General features: G+C 46.1%; 15 protein-coding genes and 6 tRNA genes. 1 reads left to right on the forward strand and 20 read right to left on the reverse strand.

Annotated elements, in window-relative coordinates; all coding sequences use genetic code 11:
* Window positions 1–125: 125 nt before the first annotated feature.
* Window positions 126–1,118, forward strand: coding sequence for a ThiF family adenylyltransferase (locus J2S00_RS15665; RefSeq protein WP_307341905.1), 993 nt, complete (start codon window positions 126–128; stop codon window positions 1,116–1,118).
* Window positions 1,119–1,192: 74 nt separating this feature from the next.
* On the opposite strand, the gene J2S00_RS15670 is transcribed toward J2S00_RS15665, so the two are convergent.
* The 20 genes from J2S00_RS15670 to J2S00_RS15765 form a co-directional block, all read right to left on the reverse strand.
* Window positions 1,193–1,402 carry an alpha/beta-type small acid-soluble spore protein gene (locus J2S00_RS15670; protein WP_307341908.1) on the reverse strand — a complete coding sequence of 70 codons (210 nt, stop codon included), beginning with the start codon at window positions 1,400–1,402 and terminating at the stop codon, window positions 1,193–1,195.
* A 193-nt stretch (window positions 1,403–1,595) separates the two neighbouring features.
* Window positions 1,596–1,669: transfer RNA gene (locus J2S00_RS15675), tRNA-Cys, on the reverse strand.
* Between the two features lie 10 nt (window positions 1,670–1,679).
* Window positions 1,680–1,754, reverse strand: a tRNA-Gln gene (locus tag J2S00_RS15680).
* Window positions 1,755–1,767: 13 nt separating this feature from the next.
* Window positions 1,768–1,843: transfer RNA gene (locus J2S00_RS15685), tRNA-His, on the reverse strand.
* A 20-nt stretch (window positions 1,844–1,863) separates the two neighbouring features.
* Window positions 1,864–1,948 (reverse strand) — tRNA-Tyr (locus J2S00_RS15690).
* Window positions 1,949–2,062: 114 nt separating this feature from the next.
* Window positions 2,063–2,139 (reverse strand) — tRNA-Met (locus J2S00_RS15695).
* A gap of 79 nt (window positions 2,140–2,218) precedes the next feature.
* Window positions 2,219–2,309 (reverse strand) — tRNA-Ser (locus J2S00_RS15700).
* A gap of 135 nt (window positions 2,310–2,444) precedes the next feature.
* The gene (locus J2S00_RS15705; RefSeq protein ID WP_307341911.1) at window positions 2,445–3,911 is read right to left on the reverse strand and encodes a spore germination protein; all 1,467 of its coding nucleotides are present in this window, start codon (window positions 3,909–3,911) and stop codon (window positions 2,445–2,447) included.
* A gap of 156 nt (window positions 3,912–4,067) precedes the next feature.
* Complete coding sequence (locus J2S00_RS15710) at window positions 4,068–5,753, reverse strand: ABC transporter permease (RefSeq protein ID WP_307341914.1); 1,686 nt, start codon at window positions 5,751–5,753, stop codon at window positions 4,068–4,070.
* A 116-nt stretch (window positions 5,754–5,869) separates the two neighbouring features.
* Window positions 5,870–6,982: an extracellular solute-binding protein gene (locus J2S00_RS15715; protein ID WP_307341917.1), complete on the reverse strand. Its 1,113-nt coding sequence runs from the start codon at window positions 6,980–6,982 to the stop codon at window positions 5,870–5,872.
* A 163-nt stretch (window positions 6,983–7,145) separates the two neighbouring features.
* Complete coding sequence (gene arsC / locus J2S00_RS15720; RefSeq protein ID WP_370875888.1) at window positions 7,146–7,571, reverse strand: arsenate reductase (thioredoxin); 426 nt, start codon at window positions 7,569–7,571, stop codon at window positions 7,146–7,148.
* Window positions 7,572–7,653: 82 nt separating this feature from the next.
* Window positions 7,654–7,992, reverse strand: coding sequence for an ArsR/SmtB family transcription factor (locus J2S00_RS15725; protein WP_007504985.1), 339 nt, complete (start codon window positions 7,990–7,992; stop codon window positions 7,654–7,656).
* A 13-nt stretch (window positions 7,993–8,005) separates the two neighbouring features.
* Window positions 8,006–9,355 carry an arsenic transporter gene (locus J2S00_RS15730; protein WP_307341926.1) on the reverse strand — a complete coding sequence of 450 codons (1,350 nt, stop codon included), beginning with the start codon at window positions 9,353–9,355 and terminating at the stop codon, window positions 8,006–8,008.
* Between the two features lie 176 nt (window positions 9,356–9,531).
* A complete protein-coding gene (phoU, locus tag J2S00_RS15735) occupies window positions 9,532–10,191 on the reverse strand; it encodes a phosphate signaling complex protein PhoU (protein WP_007504987.1) in 660 nt (219 codons plus the stop codon).
* Between the two features lie 44 nt (window positions 10,192–10,235).
* Window positions 10,236–11,006: a phosphate ABC transporter ATP-binding protein PstB gene (gene pstB / locus J2S00_RS15740; protein WP_307341929.1), complete on the reverse strand. Its 771-nt coding sequence runs from the start codon at window positions 11,004–11,006 to the stop codon at window positions 10,236–10,238.
* A 30-nt stretch (window positions 11,007–11,036) separates the two neighbouring features.
* The gene (gene pstA, locus J2S00_RS15745; protein WP_307341932.1) at window positions 11,037–11,912 is read right to left on the reverse strand and encodes a phosphate ABC transporter permease PstA; all 876 of its coding nucleotides are present in this window, start codon (window positions 11,910–11,912) and stop codon (window positions 11,037–11,039) included.
* Window positions 11,912–12,787, reverse strand: a complete 876-nt coding sequence (pstC, locus tag J2S00_RS15750; protein WP_307342019.1) for a phosphate ABC transporter permease subunit PstC — start codon at window positions 12,785–12,787, stop codon at window positions 11,912–11,914. Before pstC ends, pstA begins: the two co-directional genes overlap by 1 nt.
* 184 nt (window positions 12,788–12,971) lie before the next feature.
* Window positions 12,972–13,976: a PstS family phosphate ABC transporter substrate-binding protein gene (locus tag J2S00_RS15755; protein ID WP_307341935.1), complete on the reverse strand. Its 1,005-nt coding sequence runs from the start codon at window positions 13,974–13,976 to the stop codon at window positions 12,972–12,974.
* 193 nt (window positions 13,977–14,169) lie between these two features.
* Window positions 14,170–15,966 carry a peptidoglycan D,D-transpeptidase FtsI family protein gene (locus tag J2S00_RS15760; protein ID WP_307341938.1) on the reverse strand — a complete coding sequence of 599 codons (1,797 nt, stop codon included), beginning with the start codon at window positions 15,964–15,966 and terminating at the stop codon, window positions 14,170–14,172.
* Window positions 15,967–16,626, reverse strand: coding sequence for a potassium channel family protein (locus tag J2S00_RS15765; protein WP_307341940.1), 660 nt, complete (start codon window positions 16,624–16,626; stop codon window positions 15,967–15,969).
* Window positions 16,627–16,716 lie beyond the last annotated feature (90 nt).

The raw sequence follows: 16,716 nt of genomic DNA on the forward strand, positions 1-16,716 counted from the left end.
ACGCTTAAATCCTGTCAATTGCCAAAATTTTTTCTTCGATATTGGAAGACATTCGGTGATATGATATGCTCATATTACAGCTTACGTCACTAAGTCGGTCATTAGACCTTGCGGAGTGGATTCAGGTGTACACAGTCAAGAGTCGCCTAAAGGAACAAGCGTCGTTAAAGAACAAAAAAGCAGCTATTATCGGGGTCGGTGCCCTGGGGTCGGTAACAGCCCAGCATCTGCTCAGACTGGGCATTGGTGAGCTGCGCCTTATTGACCGCGACATTGTGGAATTGACTAATCTCGGGCGGCAAGTGTTGTATACTGAAGCCGATGCCCACAGCCGCTTACCCAAAGCGATTGCCGCTCAAAAAAGGCTGCAAGCCATCAATTCCTCCGTCCGGATCTCTGCCCATGTGCAGGATGCCAATCCTGCTACCATTGAAGAGCTGGTTAAAGGCTGTGATCTGATCTTGGACGGCACCGATAATATGCGCACCCGCTTTTTGATCAACGATGTCAGTGTGAAGTTAAACATTCCTTGGATATATGGAGGCGCTGTGGCCTCCAGAGGAGTGGTCGCCTGCTTCCTCCCAGGGCGCACTCCCTGTTTGCGCTGCATGTTTCATGAACCTGATGAACTGCATGGTCAAACCTGTGATACCATTGGGGTATTGGGTCCCCTTGTACATATCGTTGGTTCGTATCAAGTCCTTTTAGCTTACCACCTGTTAACCGGAAATGAAGAAGCTTGTCTGTCATCATTGAAACATATTGATCTGTGGCACCATGATGTAGATGAATTGCCCCGTGTGTTTCATCCGTCCTGTCCGTGTTGCCAAAAAGGGAAGTATCACTTTCTTGACGAAAACATACAAGAGTCGCTTATCGTCCAGCTATGTGGTCGCAACAGCATCCAAATCACACCGCAACAACCTGTCCACCTCTCCTTTGATGTGTGGATGAAGCGCTGGAAACAGTTGGGGGAGGCTAAACAAACAGCTTATTATGTACAGCTTTATTATGACGGGTACCGTATTGTCGTTTTTCGTGATGGGCGTCTATTGCTGGAGGGCGTCAATAACCCAGAGCAGGCCAAACAATTGTATGCCAAGTTGATTGGTGCCTAATCATTTAAAGAGCCCCAGTTTTCAACTGAGGCTCTTTATCCATATTTATAAAGTTTAGCGGTAAAAATGAATCGTTATTGGTATTGACCGCTCATCTGTTGCTGAGCCATACGAACGAGGCGTTTGGTAATTTCACCACCGACAGAACCGTTGGCACGAGAAGTGGTCTCAGCACCCAATTGTACGCCAAACTCCTGAGCAATTTCGTATTTCATTTGATCAAGGGCTTGCTGCACACCAGGTACGAGAAGCTGGTTGTTGTTATTGCTTCTGTTTTGAGCCATGTGATATTCCTCCTTTTAAGATAGTAAGATAGTGATGGGATTTTTACTTTGTGTCGTGAGCAACAATTTTATACGGGCATAACGCCGGTAATTAATTCCGTTTAATATAAAAAAACCGCATATTAAACGTCAAATGATGATAACAACCCACCGTTCAACGTTTAACATACGGTCCGACAACATCACATATGTATGGAGGCGGCACCCGGATTCGAACCGGGGATAAAGGTTTTGCAGACCTCTGCCTTACCACTTGGCTATGCCGCCTTGATCATAATGGCTGGGCTGGCTGGATTCGAACCAGCGCATCACGGGGCCAAAACCCGTTGCCTTACCACTTGGCTACAGCCCAGTATTGAAAAATATGGGGCGACTGATGGGATTCGAACCCACGAATGCCGGAGCCACAATCCGGTGCGTTAACCACTTCGCCACAGCCGCCACATTATCAGCTTTGAAGATGGTGGAGGGGGACGGATTCGAACCGCCGAACCCAGAGGGAGCAGATTTACAGTCTGCCGCGTTTGGCCACTTCGCTACCCCTCCATAGTTTAGCTTCTCCGTTTAGACGCTAAAAAAGAGCAACACAGTGCGTGCCTCTCTTTAGGTACAAATGTAAATATTTAATTGTTCATTGTAGACGCAGATGCGCTCATTTAGTGGTTGCGGGGGCAGGATTTGAACCTGCGACCTTCGGGTTATGAGCCCGACGAGCTACCAGACTGCTCCACCCCGCGTCAAATAATGTTGTTCGCATTTAAATAGTATACAACGAATTAATCGAAATGTCAAGATAGCAAACAAGTATACAATAAGTGGCGGAGAAGGAGGGATTTGAACCCTCGCGTGCCTGACGGCACCTACTCCCTTAGCAGGGGAGCCCCTTCAGCCACTTGGGTACTTCTCCGCATAAACAAACTTCGACCGATGCACTACTTAATATAACATCTTCCCTAGTGTTTATCAACCCCTGAGTGGATGTCTAAATTTTGTCTAAACATACAAAAGCATAAAGGTCAAATCAAACCCTTACCCAAAGTAGCTAAGGTCTTTTGTCTTTGTCCTGAACGTCTAAAATGGGGGGTCTTGTCTTTTTTAACGGTACAGGGGTACGTACTAACACTTCATACATTCCCTGCAAATTAAAAGGAATCAGCGGCCATAAATAAGGAACATTTAAAGTTTTGGTGGAGGCCAGCAAGATGACCCAGAAACCGACAGCTAAAATAAAGCCATACAAGCCAAAAATAGCTCCAGCCATTAAAAAGATAATGCGAAAGATTCGATTGGCCAAACTTAATTCATAACTGGGCGTGGCATAAGTGCCCATCACAGCAATGGCCAAGTATAAAATCACCTCATTGGTAAATAATCCTACTTTGACGGCCACTTCTCCAATTAAAATGGCAGCCACTAACCCCAAAGCAGTGGCTAACGCACTAGGGGTGTGAATGGCAGCCATCCGTAATATTTCTGTCCCAATTTCAGCTAAGAAGAACTGCCAGAATAAGGAAATCGGACCAACATCATCAACCCCGATAAACTCCCAACGCTCCGGCAGCAAGCGGGGATTGGCAGCCAGAATGTACCACAGGGGCAGCACAAACAAGGAGGCAAACATGGCACTAAAACGGATCCAGCGCAAAAAAGCACCGACCACAGGCTTTTGACGGTATTCTTCAGCATGCTGAAGATGATGCCAAAATGTACTTGGACAAATTAAAACACTAGGTGAACCATCCACAATAATCAAAACATGCCCTTCCAACAAATGAACGGCCGAGGTATCCGCCCGTTCCGTAAAGCGGACCAGAGGATAAGGATTCATGTTGCGGCCGAAGATAAACTCTTCAATTGTTTTTTCAGCCATACTTAATCCGTCAATATCAATTTCATCCAATTTTTGATCAATCAGCTTGACCAGGTCAGGATCGGCAATACTGTCCATATAAGCCAGTACCACATCAGTTTTGGACCGTTTGCCTACCTGCTTATACCTCATCACCAACGAGCGGTCACGTATCCGGCGCCGGATGAGCGCTGTATTAAACACTAAGGTTTCCACAAAGCCGTCCCGCGGCCCCCGAACCACCCGTTCAATATCAGGCTCTTCCGGCGAACGACTGGGATACTCCCTAATATCAATTAAAATGACTTCTTTTGCACCTTCAACGATCAAAGCAGCCTGCCCCGACAAGACCTGGGTAATCACTTCTTCCAAATCTTCCGTGGTTTCAATTTCAATATAAGGGATTAGGCTGCGTGTCAAGGCTTCAATGGGATTAGTACGCAAATCCCGTGGTGCAAAGGCATTTATATGGCGCATGATATTAACCATGACATCATCCTTAGCAAAACCGTCCACAAAAAAAAGGCCAAACTTTAAGCCTGCATATTCAAGTTTATGATGGATCACATCGAAGCTTTTTTCAATGCGAAGCTCCTGTTGCAAGTAGGTAATATTATCTTCAAATGTTTCTGAAACAGGAACCTGCTGAGCCGGGGCCATATTTCACTCTCCTTCCTCCTTTTTTAATTAGTATGGAGGAAAGTGAAACATTGTATGTAAAATAAATAAACCATCCTTGTCCCGGTCCCATCATCAATATTCCCAGAACAAGAATGGCTGCCTTTTAAATTGTACTTTGGATGGTGCCTGAGCACATTAATATTTTTTAAGGAGCCATTTAAGCGGCAGGATTGAAACAAGAATAATCAGCAATGCCGCTGGTGCAGCCAAATGGTAAATCGCTTCTCTTGCTTCTACCCACACCCGCACAGCCAATGTATCAAACCCAGGCGGACGCAAGAGCAAGGTGGCTGGAAGTTCTTTAATAGAACTGACGAAAACTAGAGCCCCGCCCGCTAAAATACCGGGCATCACTAACGGCAGGATCACTGTAAATAACACTTTCCATGGTGTTTGTCCTAAGCTGCGGGCCGCTTCATCCACCCGGGGTGATACAAGACTTAGCGAAGCTTCACCCGACTGCAGAGCCTGGGGCAGAAAGCGGATAAAATAGGCAATCACCACCAGGAAGAAAGTATTGTACAGCCAGGTGATATATTGGTTAAAAATGAAGACGATCCCCAAAGCGACAATCACCCCTGGAAGGGCATACCCTGCATAAGCCAGCTTATCAATGACTTTACTTATGACAGAGGGATAGCGTGACTTTAGGTAGATAACAGGTAAGGCAAACAGCATGGAGATCAAGGCCGCCAAGCCAGCCACTTTGACACTGTTAAAGACATAACCCCAGAAACGGGTATCCAAAGCACCCATGCGTATGCCAATGTTGGACCAATAAATGAGAACGATCAAGGGCAACGCCACAGAAAGAAAAAAGACGAGTGCAACATACAGCAAAGCAGGAATTGTCCAGCGTCCCAAGGGGAGCAACTCCGGTTCCCGGTAAGAGTTGCTCGTTTGATAATATTTCTGCTTTGATCTGGTTTTGGACTCAACCCATAAAATAATCAAGGTTAAGACGATTAAGACCAGACTAAGCACACTGGCCGAAATACGGTCATAACTGCCCATCTGATAATAAATAGCGGATGTAAAGGTGTTGTAACGCAACATGGCAATAGCCCCGAAGTCAGATAAAACATATAACGATACCAAAATTGCCCCAGCCCCGATGGCTGGACGCAAAAAAGGCAAGTTCACTTTCCAGAAAATTTGGCGGGTGGTTAACCCTTGGGAGCGGGCCATATCTTCAAAGTTCCGGTTCATTTTCCTCAGGGCTGCACTGGCGATAAGGAAAACATAAGGGTAAGTAAACATGGTCAGAGCGAAAAAAACACCCCAAAAGCTGTATATATTGAGCGGAAATTCAATATGGGCCAGCCAGGGCTGTTCCGTCCACCATCTGTATAACCAACCTCTGGGACCAAGAATGATCACATAGGTCATTGCTCCTACATAAGGGGGAATGACAAGGGGCAAGGCAAGCAGCCACTGCCACGTCCGCCTGCCAGGCAACTGGCAACGGTTAACAAGCCAGGCTAAAGACACACCTATGATCAAGGTAGCCGTTGTGACCGCAACGGTTAAAAGCAATGTGTTTTGTAACAGCTCCGGGATACGGGAATCCAGGAGGCGCATCCAACGGTCCGTACCGGCAAAAAGGGAGCGCCAGATCACATAAAAAATAGGTACCCCCATCACAAAGGCTGTGATCAGACCCAAACCAAGCAGATAAAAATCTGGTGGATTGCCGTTCCACACCCTGCGCCAATAAAACCTGACTAAATGGAACAGGGTTCGGGACGATTGTACCCGAACCTCGTGTTCTTGTTTATTCAGCTGTTTATCTCTAAAACCCTGTTGCCGGTCTAGTTTCATCAGCAAGGCTCCTACTTCATAATGTGGACAAGTTAATATTCCACTTCTTATTGTAAATGATTGTAGACCAATCGTCTATGCACAATTCCTTACAAGGCCAAGTTGTTATGCCCTGCTTAACGCAGCTCCAGGTCCAGTCCCGATTCTTCAATAAGGGCTTTGGTATCCTCCCATACTTTGCCAAGTTCACGCAAAGGCATATCCATCACTTTGTAGTCGGAAATACGGGCGGCTTCTTCACGAGCTTCAATGTTGGGATTAAGCGGCACCTCCATAGACTCATAGGAGAATTCTCTCTGACCTTCATCAGTAAGTAACCATTCAATAAAGGCTTTAGCATTGTCCGGATTAGGACCGCCTTTAATTAAGGCAACCCCTGCAGCGTTAACAAATACGCCCATTTCTCCTTCACCTTGGTCGGGATAAATAAAGCCGACGTTGTTATCTGCTGGTTCATTTAATTGTTGATGGTAATAGTAATTGTTAACCAAACCGAACTTAAATTCTCCAGCACCAACTGCCTTGCGGATATCTCCGTGCCCTTCGGTAATGGCGCCAGCATTATCTTTCACTTTAGACAACCATTCTTTTGTTTTTTCATCGCCCCACTCATTACGCAGAGCAGACACATGAGCGACCATAGATCCATTGCCACCGCGAGTGATCATAAACTGCCCTTCCCATTTGGGATCGGCCAGCTCTTCGATTGTTTTGGGCATCTCTTCCTCACTGATTAAATCTTTGTTATAAATAAAACCGCGGGAACGGGCAGACAATCCAATCCAGGAGTTATCTTCAGCACGGAACTTTTCATCAATGGTTTCTGCTCCCTCAGGATTCCAGCCTTCCAAAAGGCCTTGCAAACGAAGATGCTCCATAGCACCAATATCATTAGAAATAAACACATCAGCTTGTACATTATTGGCCTCTTCAATAATTCTATTTACCGATGCTTCTTCACCATGCAAAGCCTTGACCGTAATGCCTGTTTCTTCAGCAAATTTATCCAAGAGCGGCTGGACAAAGTTTTCGTTACGGGCAGAGTAAACAACAAGCTCACCTGAAAATGCTGTCCCCTCCTCGTTGTTTTCTTCAGCAGCTTCTTGCTGACCTTCTTCAGACTGCGGTGCCTCTGGTTCAGCATCATCCGTTTGACCGCAAGCAGCTAAGGCAAAAATCAGTGATAATGCCATTAGTGCAAATAAAAACGGTTTAATGCGATGTTTCATACTTTTTCCCCCTTATTGTTATGTATTCATAATGAGATTCATTCTCATCACAACTCCAATTATATTGCGAGTGAGAATCACTGTCAACAACTTTTTATGCTAAAAAAATGACGTGCCCTGAACTCGACACGCAGTAAGAAAAGAAGACTATTTGCATATTTACTTATTTACCGGTTTCGGCAAAACGTTTGATACGCTCTCCAATTTCATCCCGTACACGGCGGAACACCGCCCATTTTTCTTCTTCTGTACCTTCTGCTTTAGCCGGATCATCAAAGCCCCAGTGCCAGCGGTTTTTGCCTGGCGGCGTTGTGGGACAGACATCATTGGCATGTCCACATAGCGTAATGATGTAATCTGCTTTATTCAAAAGTTCAGGATCAATCACATCAGAGGTTTGATCACTAATATCAATCCCAACCTCTTTCATCGCTTCAACTGCTTTTGGATTGACGCCGTGGGCTTCAATCCCGGCCGAATACACCTCAAAGCGGTCACCGAGATATTTTTTGGCCCACCCTTCTGCCATTTGGCTGCGGCAGGAGTTTCCCGTACATAAAAAGTAAATAATTGGCTTTTGATCAGACACGTGCTCCAACTCCTTTTTAAAGTTTTTCCACATAAAGTAAATATGAGGTAACGTCAATCATATCTCATGCTGACAGGGGGGTTCACCCCTCCGGCAGACACACCCTTAACCCTTTTTGTTCCAATTCTGCAATTTTGTGATTGAGATCAGGTAATTTAGCCAATAACGGCTCAATAAAGGCATAGGCTTGATGCCCTTTATTCAACTGATAGAAGACCCATTGTCCGCGCCGTGTCTCCTTGACCAGCTTGACACTTTTCAAGCGGCGGACATGTTGCGAAACAGCTGGCTGGGACATCTCAAACAGGGCTACAAATTCACAGACACACATCTCATGCTCACGCATCAAAGCGACCATCTGCAGCCGTGTAGGATCACCCAGCACTTTAAGAATCTCCGCTTGCTCTCTCCATGTTAACACCGATCTTCTCTCCTTAACCGATGATCAAGAGCCAGATATACAGACCCAACAAGGTAAAGAACAAGGTAGGGATAGTGAGAACAATACCCACCCTGAAGTAATAACCCCAAGTGATGTGGACACCTTTTAATTTTAACACATACAGCCAGAGCAGCGTGGCCAGGGAACCGATCGGGGTAATTTTGGGTCCCAGGTCACTTCCAATCACATTGGCATAAATCAGTGCTTCCCGCACCAAACCAGAGGTCATGGTGGAGTCAATGGCCAGGGCGTTTATCATCACCGTAGGCATGTTGTTCATAATGGAAGATAAACCCGCTGCCAAAAAGCCCATCACCATTGTTCCTGTAAACAACCCATTCTCGGCCGCTGCTTCTATTAAGGTTCCCAAGAGCTGTGTCAAGCCTACATTTTGCAAACCATAAACCACGACATACATCCCAATGGAAAAGACTACAATTTCCCATGGGGCATCCTTAATCACTTGCTTTGATTGCAGCACACCTGTAAGATGAGCTGCAATCAGGAAAACAATGGCGATCATTCCTGCCACGATGGACACGTACAGCGGCATCATAGTGCCCGCTTCCACAAAGGGCAATAGCCCAACAGGGACATAGGCAAACTCACTTACAATATAGCCCACCAGCAGCACACCCAAAATCACCCAGGACCACTTGAACAGGGGCATATGCTTAATGGCAGATTTAGGTTCTGCCAATTGCTTCACGTCGTAGTCCTTGGGAATATCCTTGCCGAAAAAGAGGTACAGAACCACCATACTAGCAGCCAAAGCAAAAAAGTTGGGCACAATCATACGGGAGGCATATTCTACAAAACCGATCCCAAAGTAATCAGCCGAGACGATATTGACCAGGTTGCTGACAATCAGCGGTAACGATGTCGTATCTGCCACAAAGCCGCAGGCCATAATGAAGGGCAGCATCATGCGCTCAGTCAAGTTTAAGGCTCTCACCTGAGCCAGAATAATCGGGGTCAGGATCAGGGCCGCTCCGTCATTGGCAAAGAAAGCGGCCACCAGGGCACCAAGCAGAATCACATAAAAAAACATACGCCGTCCGCTGCCCCCGGCAATGCGCAACATGTGCAGGGCTGACCACTCAAAGAAGCCGATACGGTCCAAAATCAGGGAGATAATGATAATGGCCACAAAAGCTAGCGTCGCATTCCAGACAATCCCCGTCACCGTCCACACATCGCCAATCGTCACCACACCGAACAACAACGCCAAAAGAGCGCCGCCTGTGGCGGACCAGCCGATGGACAAACCTTTGGGTTGCCAAATGACAAACGTAAGTGTAATAAGAAAGATAATCACTGCGATGATGGTTAACAACTCCAAGCTATCTCCTCCACTCCCAGTTTTTTCATTGCTTTTTTCTTTAGATAAATCGAAACGCTAAATAACTGCACAACCATATAATAAAATACTTATATACTAATATACAACCCCAAAAATGAACAGCCTTTGTTTATGATTGGTCATAAACAAAGGCTGTGTTTCATCTTCAAGCAGATTTACTGATTCAGATCCAAGCGTTTTCCCTTGACAATATATAAAACTGCTTCCCCTATATTGGTACAGTGATCCGCCATTCGCTCAAAATATCGTGCCACATAAGCCAGTTGCAACACGTGCTCCAGCTCATCAGGATTTTCAATCATTCTTTGCATCAAGGACTGAACAATTTGGCTGTACATTTTGTCCACGTGATCATCCATTTTGGCCATCTCATGCGCCAGTTCAGCATCGTTGTCTACATAAGCTTCCAGTCCGGCTTGAATCATTTTATGCACTGTGTCAATCATCAGAGGAAATGAGGAAATGGAATCAATCAGATCAGTCTGCTTCACCCGTTTAGCCGTTTTGGCAATATCAACGGCAAAATCCCCAATTCTTTCTACACTGGTGGTGATTTTTAAGGCTGCAATCAACTGACGCAGGTCGCTGGCAACAGGTTGCTCCCTGGTTATGATACGCACAATAGCCTCTTCAATGTCCTCCTCCATTTGGTTAATCAGGTGGTCTCCGGCCACAATCCGTTCAGCTAATTCTTCATCCTGGTTTTGCAAGGCGGTAATGGCCCCTTTCAAGGCCTCACTTACCTTTTGCCCCATATGATACAGGCTTTGTTTCAAACGATGCAACTCTTGGTCATACTGCTTGCGTGTTTTCATCACAACGCCTCCTTGCACCTGTCATTGACAGGCAGCCAACAATTTTAACCAAATCTTCCCGTGATATAGTCTTCGGTCCGCTGGTCAGATGGATTGGAGAAAATTGTATTTGTTTCATTATATTCTACAACTTCTCCATTTAGGAAAAATGCGGTGCGATCTGAAATGCGGGCAGCCTGCTGCATATTGTGTGTGACAATCACAATCGTATAATCCTTTTTTAACTCCTGAACCAATTCCTCAATTTTCAGGGTCGAAATGGGATCCAAAGCAGAGGTTGGTTCATCCATCAAAATCACATCCGGCTCGATAGCCAGACAACGGGCAATGCACAGGCGTTGTTGCTGCCCGCCAGACAGACCGTAAGCATTTTCATGTAGACGATCTTTTACTTCATCCCATAATGCTGCTCCACGTAAACTTTTTTCCACAATCTCATCCAGTTGGGCTTTGCTCTTAATCCCATGGATGCGCGGGCCATAAGCTATGTTGTCATAAATCGATTTTGGAAAGGGATTTGGTTTCTGAAAAACCATGCCTACATCTGTTCTTAGCTGAACCACATCATAACCCGTATCAATAATGTTCTGACCCCGATACCATATTTCTCCCTTTACTTTTACATGAGGGGTTAACTCCACCATGCGGTTCAATGATTTGATAAATGTTGATTTTCCGCAACCTGAAGGTCCGATAATGGCAGTCACCTTATTTTCAGGAATGGCTAAGTTGATATCTTTTAGAGCTTGATCCTCACCATACCATAAATTGAGATGGCGAATATCAAAAATTGTTTGTGTTGCCGTTTGAGGCATCCTTAAATGCTCCTTTCTTACCCGTTTGCTTTAAAACTTATGCTGAAATTTGTTGCGCAAGTAAATCGCCAGCGCATTCATTGTCAATAACATGCCCAACAGGACGATAATGCCTGCAGCTGCCACGTATTGAAAATCCTCTTGCGGACGGGAAATCCAGTTAAAAATTTGAATGGGCATCACCGTAAACTGATCCAGCGGACCAGAAGGCGTAAAAGCAACAAAGGTGAGGGCCCCGATCATAATCAAGGGTGCTGTTTCCCCGATGGCCCGGGACAAGGCCAGAATATTGCCGGTTAAAATTCCAGGCAGTGCTGCGGGAAGCACAATGCGCCGGATCGTCTGCCATTTGGTTCCTCCCAAGGCGTAGGAGCCATGTCTTAACTCTTGCGGAATTGATTTTAAAGCCTCTTGGGAGGCAACAACGATAATAGGTAGAATAAGCAAAGCCATCGTAAAAGCACCGGCCAGGAGACTTCTGCCCAGTCCCATTTCTCTGACAAACAATGTTAACCCTAAAATCCCAAAGACAATGGACGGCACACCAGCCAAGTTAGATATATTCACCTGGATGAACCGGGTAAACCAATTCTTTTTGGCATATTCTTCAAGATAGATGGCTGTTCCCACGCCGAGAACAAAGGCAATGGGCGCGGTCAAGGCAATCATCCAGATGGTTCCGAAAAAGGCGGATTTAATGCCTGCTTGAGCCGGCCGGCGAGAAGGATAGTTATTGAGGAAATCCCAGTTCAGCCAGCCTATGCCGTTCACCAGCACGTCGATCAGCAAGGCGCATAACACCACAATCCCCACTGATGTGCAGGACAGAAAGACAAGATAAGAAAGACGGTCAAACCGTTTTCTTCCACTCAGGGTCCGTTTCATCTGTTCTCTGGAAAGACTCATCAATAATCCTCCTTAAATCGTCTGGACACCCATCCGGCAATCATGTTCATAACGAAAGTCAGCACAAACAAGGTCATGCCGACAGCATAGATGGTATAGTACTCAATGCTGCCAAACGGTGTATCGCCCAGACTCACCTGTACGATATAAGCGGTCAACGTTTGAACAGGTTCCACAGGATTAAAGGTAAAATTGGGCATGGCCCCGGCCGCGATGGTGACAATCATGGTTTCACCTATCGCCCGGGAAATGGCCAGCACAAAGGAGGCGACAATGCCTGAAAAAGCGGCGGGAACGACCACTTTTAAGGCCACTTCCAGACGCGTGGCCCCCAGGGCATAGGCGCCCTCCCGAATAGAGCGGGGCACTGCTGTCATGGCATCTTCACTTAAGGAAGCGATCATGGGAATAATCATGATCCCGACCACAATGCCGGCACTTAAGGCGTTAAACAAGCCCAAATCAGGAATAAACACTCTTAACAGCGGGGTGACAAAAGAAAGGGCAAAAAAACCATACACAATGGTGGGCACCCCGGCTAACACTTCCAGTATAGGTTTGACCACCCGTCTGACTCTGTCCGGAGCATATTCACTTAAGAATACAGCGCTGGCCAAACCGATTGGAATAGCCACCATACTGGCGATAGCGGCCACTAAGACCGAGCCGGCAACCAAGGGCAACACGCCAAACTGCTGCGGCTGAAACAAGGGCGTCCACTGAGTGCCTGTGACAAACTCAACAATGGAGACTTGGCCAAAAAAGCCGATCGTTTCTTTTAAAAGGGTATAGATAATGCCAAATGTAACAAGAATAGAAAGGAAGGCACAGGCTAAAAACAATTTTGGAATCAGCCATTCAGCCGCACGGCTCATCTTAAAAGACCTGCTTCTGTTAAACTTAATTTGTTCCCGCACTGAATGGGACAATATCTTTTTTTCAGGCGAACGGGTCATTGCCTTTAACTCACTTCTGACGCTCACAACACTTCCTCCTCATGTAAACGTGCCAAAAGTGTGATGCAAGCATCACACTTTTGGCGCGTATGAAGTTCAAAGCTTACTTTAATAATGCATCCAGTTTTTCTTTATTCTCAGCATAAGTTTCTTCAGGCAGGTTGATATACCCCACTTCAAGTGCCAGTTCTCCTGCCACCTCATTCATAAAGTAGACATAGTCTTGTACTTGCGGCTTTTCTTTAAAGGATTGCACATTAACATAGACAAAGATCGGCCGGGACAGCGGTGTATACGTTCCATCGTTAATCGTTTCCTCAGTGGGAACAACCGCTTCAGCATTCTCGTCCGCTTTAATGGCCACAATGTTTAATTTGTCTTGGTTCTCTGCGTAATAAGCATAGCCAAAATATCCTAAGGCATATTCATCATCGGCAATGCCTTTGACCAGCACATTGTCATCTTCAGAGGCCACAAAGTTGCTGGTAATCTCATGATCGTCACCGATGATGACTTCATTCCAGTAATCAAAGGTGCCTGAGTCTGTTCCCGGACCAAACAACTTAATTTCCGCATCTGGAAATTCAGGACGCACTTCGTTCCACTTGGTCACTTCTCCCGTCCAAATTTCTTGCAATTCCTCAACCGTCAACTCTTTGACAAAGTCATTCTTGGCGCTGACAACAACAGCCATCCCGTCATAGGCAATGGGAAGCTCCACATATTCAATGCCATTTTCTTCGGCAATGGCTGCTTCCTCATCCTTAATTGGGCGAGAAGCATTGCTCAGGTCAGTTTCACCGACGGTAAACCGTTTAAAGCCCCCACCAGTACCAGATACACCTACAGTCACGTTAACGTCTGGCTGTACCGTACGGTATTCTTCAGCAATGGCTTCCTGAACGGGAAACACGGTGGATGAACCGTCAATCTCCACATTGCCTGACAACGCTTCTGCAGCAGTATCTTGCCCTGCTTCACTGCTTGAATTTTGCTCTGTGTTGCTTTCTACTTCCGTGTTGGTTTCAGTGGAACCGCAAGCAGCAACCACAGCTAACAGAGCAGCTAACATGATGAAAACCCCTATCCATTTCCCCACTTGTCTCATGTGTGTTGGTTCCTCCTCTTTTTTAATCTGTCACTCAATGACACTTTCATATTACACCTGATCTTTTAAGCCAGTTTTAATAGAATGTAAATTTAATGTAAAGATTGCACAAAAAAAGAGAAGAGCACAACGCTCTTCTCAGAAACTTATCATTCCAATATTAATTTCTGAAAACGATCAGAATCGATCCTCCCTAATCTGTATCATCTTCTCCATCGTTCTCATTTTCCTGCAAATCAAAGTAGACACTCAATATCTCTTTGGTGATCCGCTGGGCAGCTGATTGGGTTTGGGACTGCGCCCTTTGGGAATAAGGCACCAGTGTGGCAAAGGCGATTTGAGGGTCATCAGCCGGTGCATAACCCACCAGCAAAGTGTGGTTCCATGGCGTGTTCCCTTTGCGAACCTGTGCCGTTCCTGTTTTGGCTGCCACCTTCACAGGAAAGTTGCCAAACGTGCTTGAAGCCGTTCCACCCGGCCCAGTCACCGCCTCCATGCCCCTTTGCACAATGCGCAAATGCTCATCGCTCATCTCAATCCGATTCAGAACTTGCGGCTCCTTGCGCCAAATCACTTCTCCAATCCCGTCATCTTCCGGTGAGCCGCGCCGTATTTCTTTGACCAGATAAGGCTGCATGCGGTAGCCCCCGTTGGCAATGGTGGCCACATACTGGGCCAACTGCAGCGGCGTGTATTCATCTAACTGCCCAAAAGTTAATTGGGCCAGGAAGCCCGGATAATGATAATTGGAACTGTTATAGATCCTTCCAGCAAATTCATCAGGCAGGTCAATACCAGTGGGAACCCCCAAGCCAAACTGGGCATAGTAGTCGCGCAGCTGATCCTGGGCCCGGCTTACCGCACCTGTCGAGTAGCTGCCGGCCATATTCATGCCAATGTTGATCATGTAAATGTTGGAGGATAATTGTAATGCTTTAACGGCATCAACAGAACCCAGGGTCCGCCATGAACGGAAGGTCTGCCCGCTGATCGTGATGGGCCGGTCATTAATGTAGGTTCCAGGCCCGACAATCCCCTCATGCAGACCAGCCAACACGGTGGCCATCTTCACCGTTGAACCAGGATAATAGGCCCCTACTTTATATGTATAGATATTGTTGGACATGCCCAGTACTTCACCTGTTTTAGGATTGAGTGCCACAAATAAAGGCTGCTCATGAGGTTTGTCATTCGGTATGTCAGGATTGGTTTCAATTTCCTTGGCAATTACCTCCTCAATCGCTTGCTGGAACTCCACATCGATCGTCAGAACCAGGTCATTACCTCTACGGCCAGGAATCTCAATAGGATGGTCAATAATCCGTTGTGTGCGGTCCACAGTGATAATACTTTCAGAGGGAACACCCCTCAGCTGTTCCTCATATTGCAATTCTAAACCGGACCGGCCCACTTTTTCATTTAACCGATATCCTCGTGACAAATAATAGTCCCTGTTTTCAGGTGTAATTGAACCGTCACTCCCCAAAATTTTGTCCAACAAACCCTCGTAAACATAGTTCCGTTCGGAATCAACAATAATCTCCACCCCTGGCAGTTGGTCCAAATGTTCAGCCACCCTGGCCATTTCCTCAGGCGTTAAGTTACTTTTGATCCTTTGTGGTGTTAAAAAGACGCCCTCCTCCATCTTGGCCAGAATCTCCTCAGCGTCCATCTCGATCAGGTTGGACAGTTTAGTGGCAATCTCCTCTTTTTGATTTTCCAACTCCCGCTGGCGGGTAAATGTCAAGGTATACATGTGCTCATTGGTGACGATTTCCCTGTAATGACGGTCCAGGAAAAATCCCCGTGGCGCTGTGCCCTCAATCGTGCGCTGGGTGTTGTGTTCAGTCTGTTGGACATACTCTTCCCCCTGAACAATTTGGATCAACCCCAGGCGAAAGATCAAGGCAGAAAAAAGGACAAAAGTGACCAAAAACAGCACATTCAGCCGCACAAAAAGCTGCCTTTCTTTTTTCTTCTTCTTCCCCATTTAAGCTCCCTCATTTTCTTCAAAGCGTGAAATATCTTTGTTTGCACCAATGACTACAAGAATATCATCCTTGTGAATGACATCCTCTGCTTTGGGTGAGATATTTAAACGGTCTTTTGATTTGATGGCCATAATATTACAACCATACTTAGCACGAATGTTCAATTCCAAAAGTGATTTGCCCACCATTTTGTCTCCCGCTTTAATTTCCACCAAACTGTAATCTGGTGACAGCTCAATGAAATCCATCACATTTTTGGAGAGCAGATGGTGAGCGATGCGCACACCCATATCTCGCTCCGGGTGGACAATTTTGGTCGCACCTATTTTTTCGAGTACTCTCTCGTGATAGTCATTTTGCGCCTTAACGGTAATATAGGGCACATTCAAATCTTTTAAAATTAAAGTGGTGAGAATGCTGGCTTGGATATCGTCTCCAATGGCCACAATCACGTGATCCATATTGCGAATACCAATATCCCGTAAGGCTTGTTCATCAGTAGAGTCCATTTGCACCGCCTGAGTAACAATGTCGGCAAATTCATTGACTTTGTTTTCATTTTTATCAATAGCCAACACTTCGTGGCCCAAATCGCTCAACGTTTTACAGATACTTCCGCCAAAACGTCCCAAACCAATGACGGCAAACTGTTGTTTCATGGCCTTTCCTCTCCTCTCTCCTTCACCTTCATTTTACCGATAAACCGGGATTTTGCCAAGAAAGTGAAGGTCCCTATGTCTCCCAAACAA

Origin of the sequence: Caldalkalibacillus uzonensis (genome assembly GCF_030814135.1) — a bacterium.
Taxonomy (GTDB): Bacteria; Bacillota; Bacilli; order Caldalkalibacillales; family Caldalkalibacillaceae; genus Caldalkalibacillus; species Caldalkalibacillus uzonensis.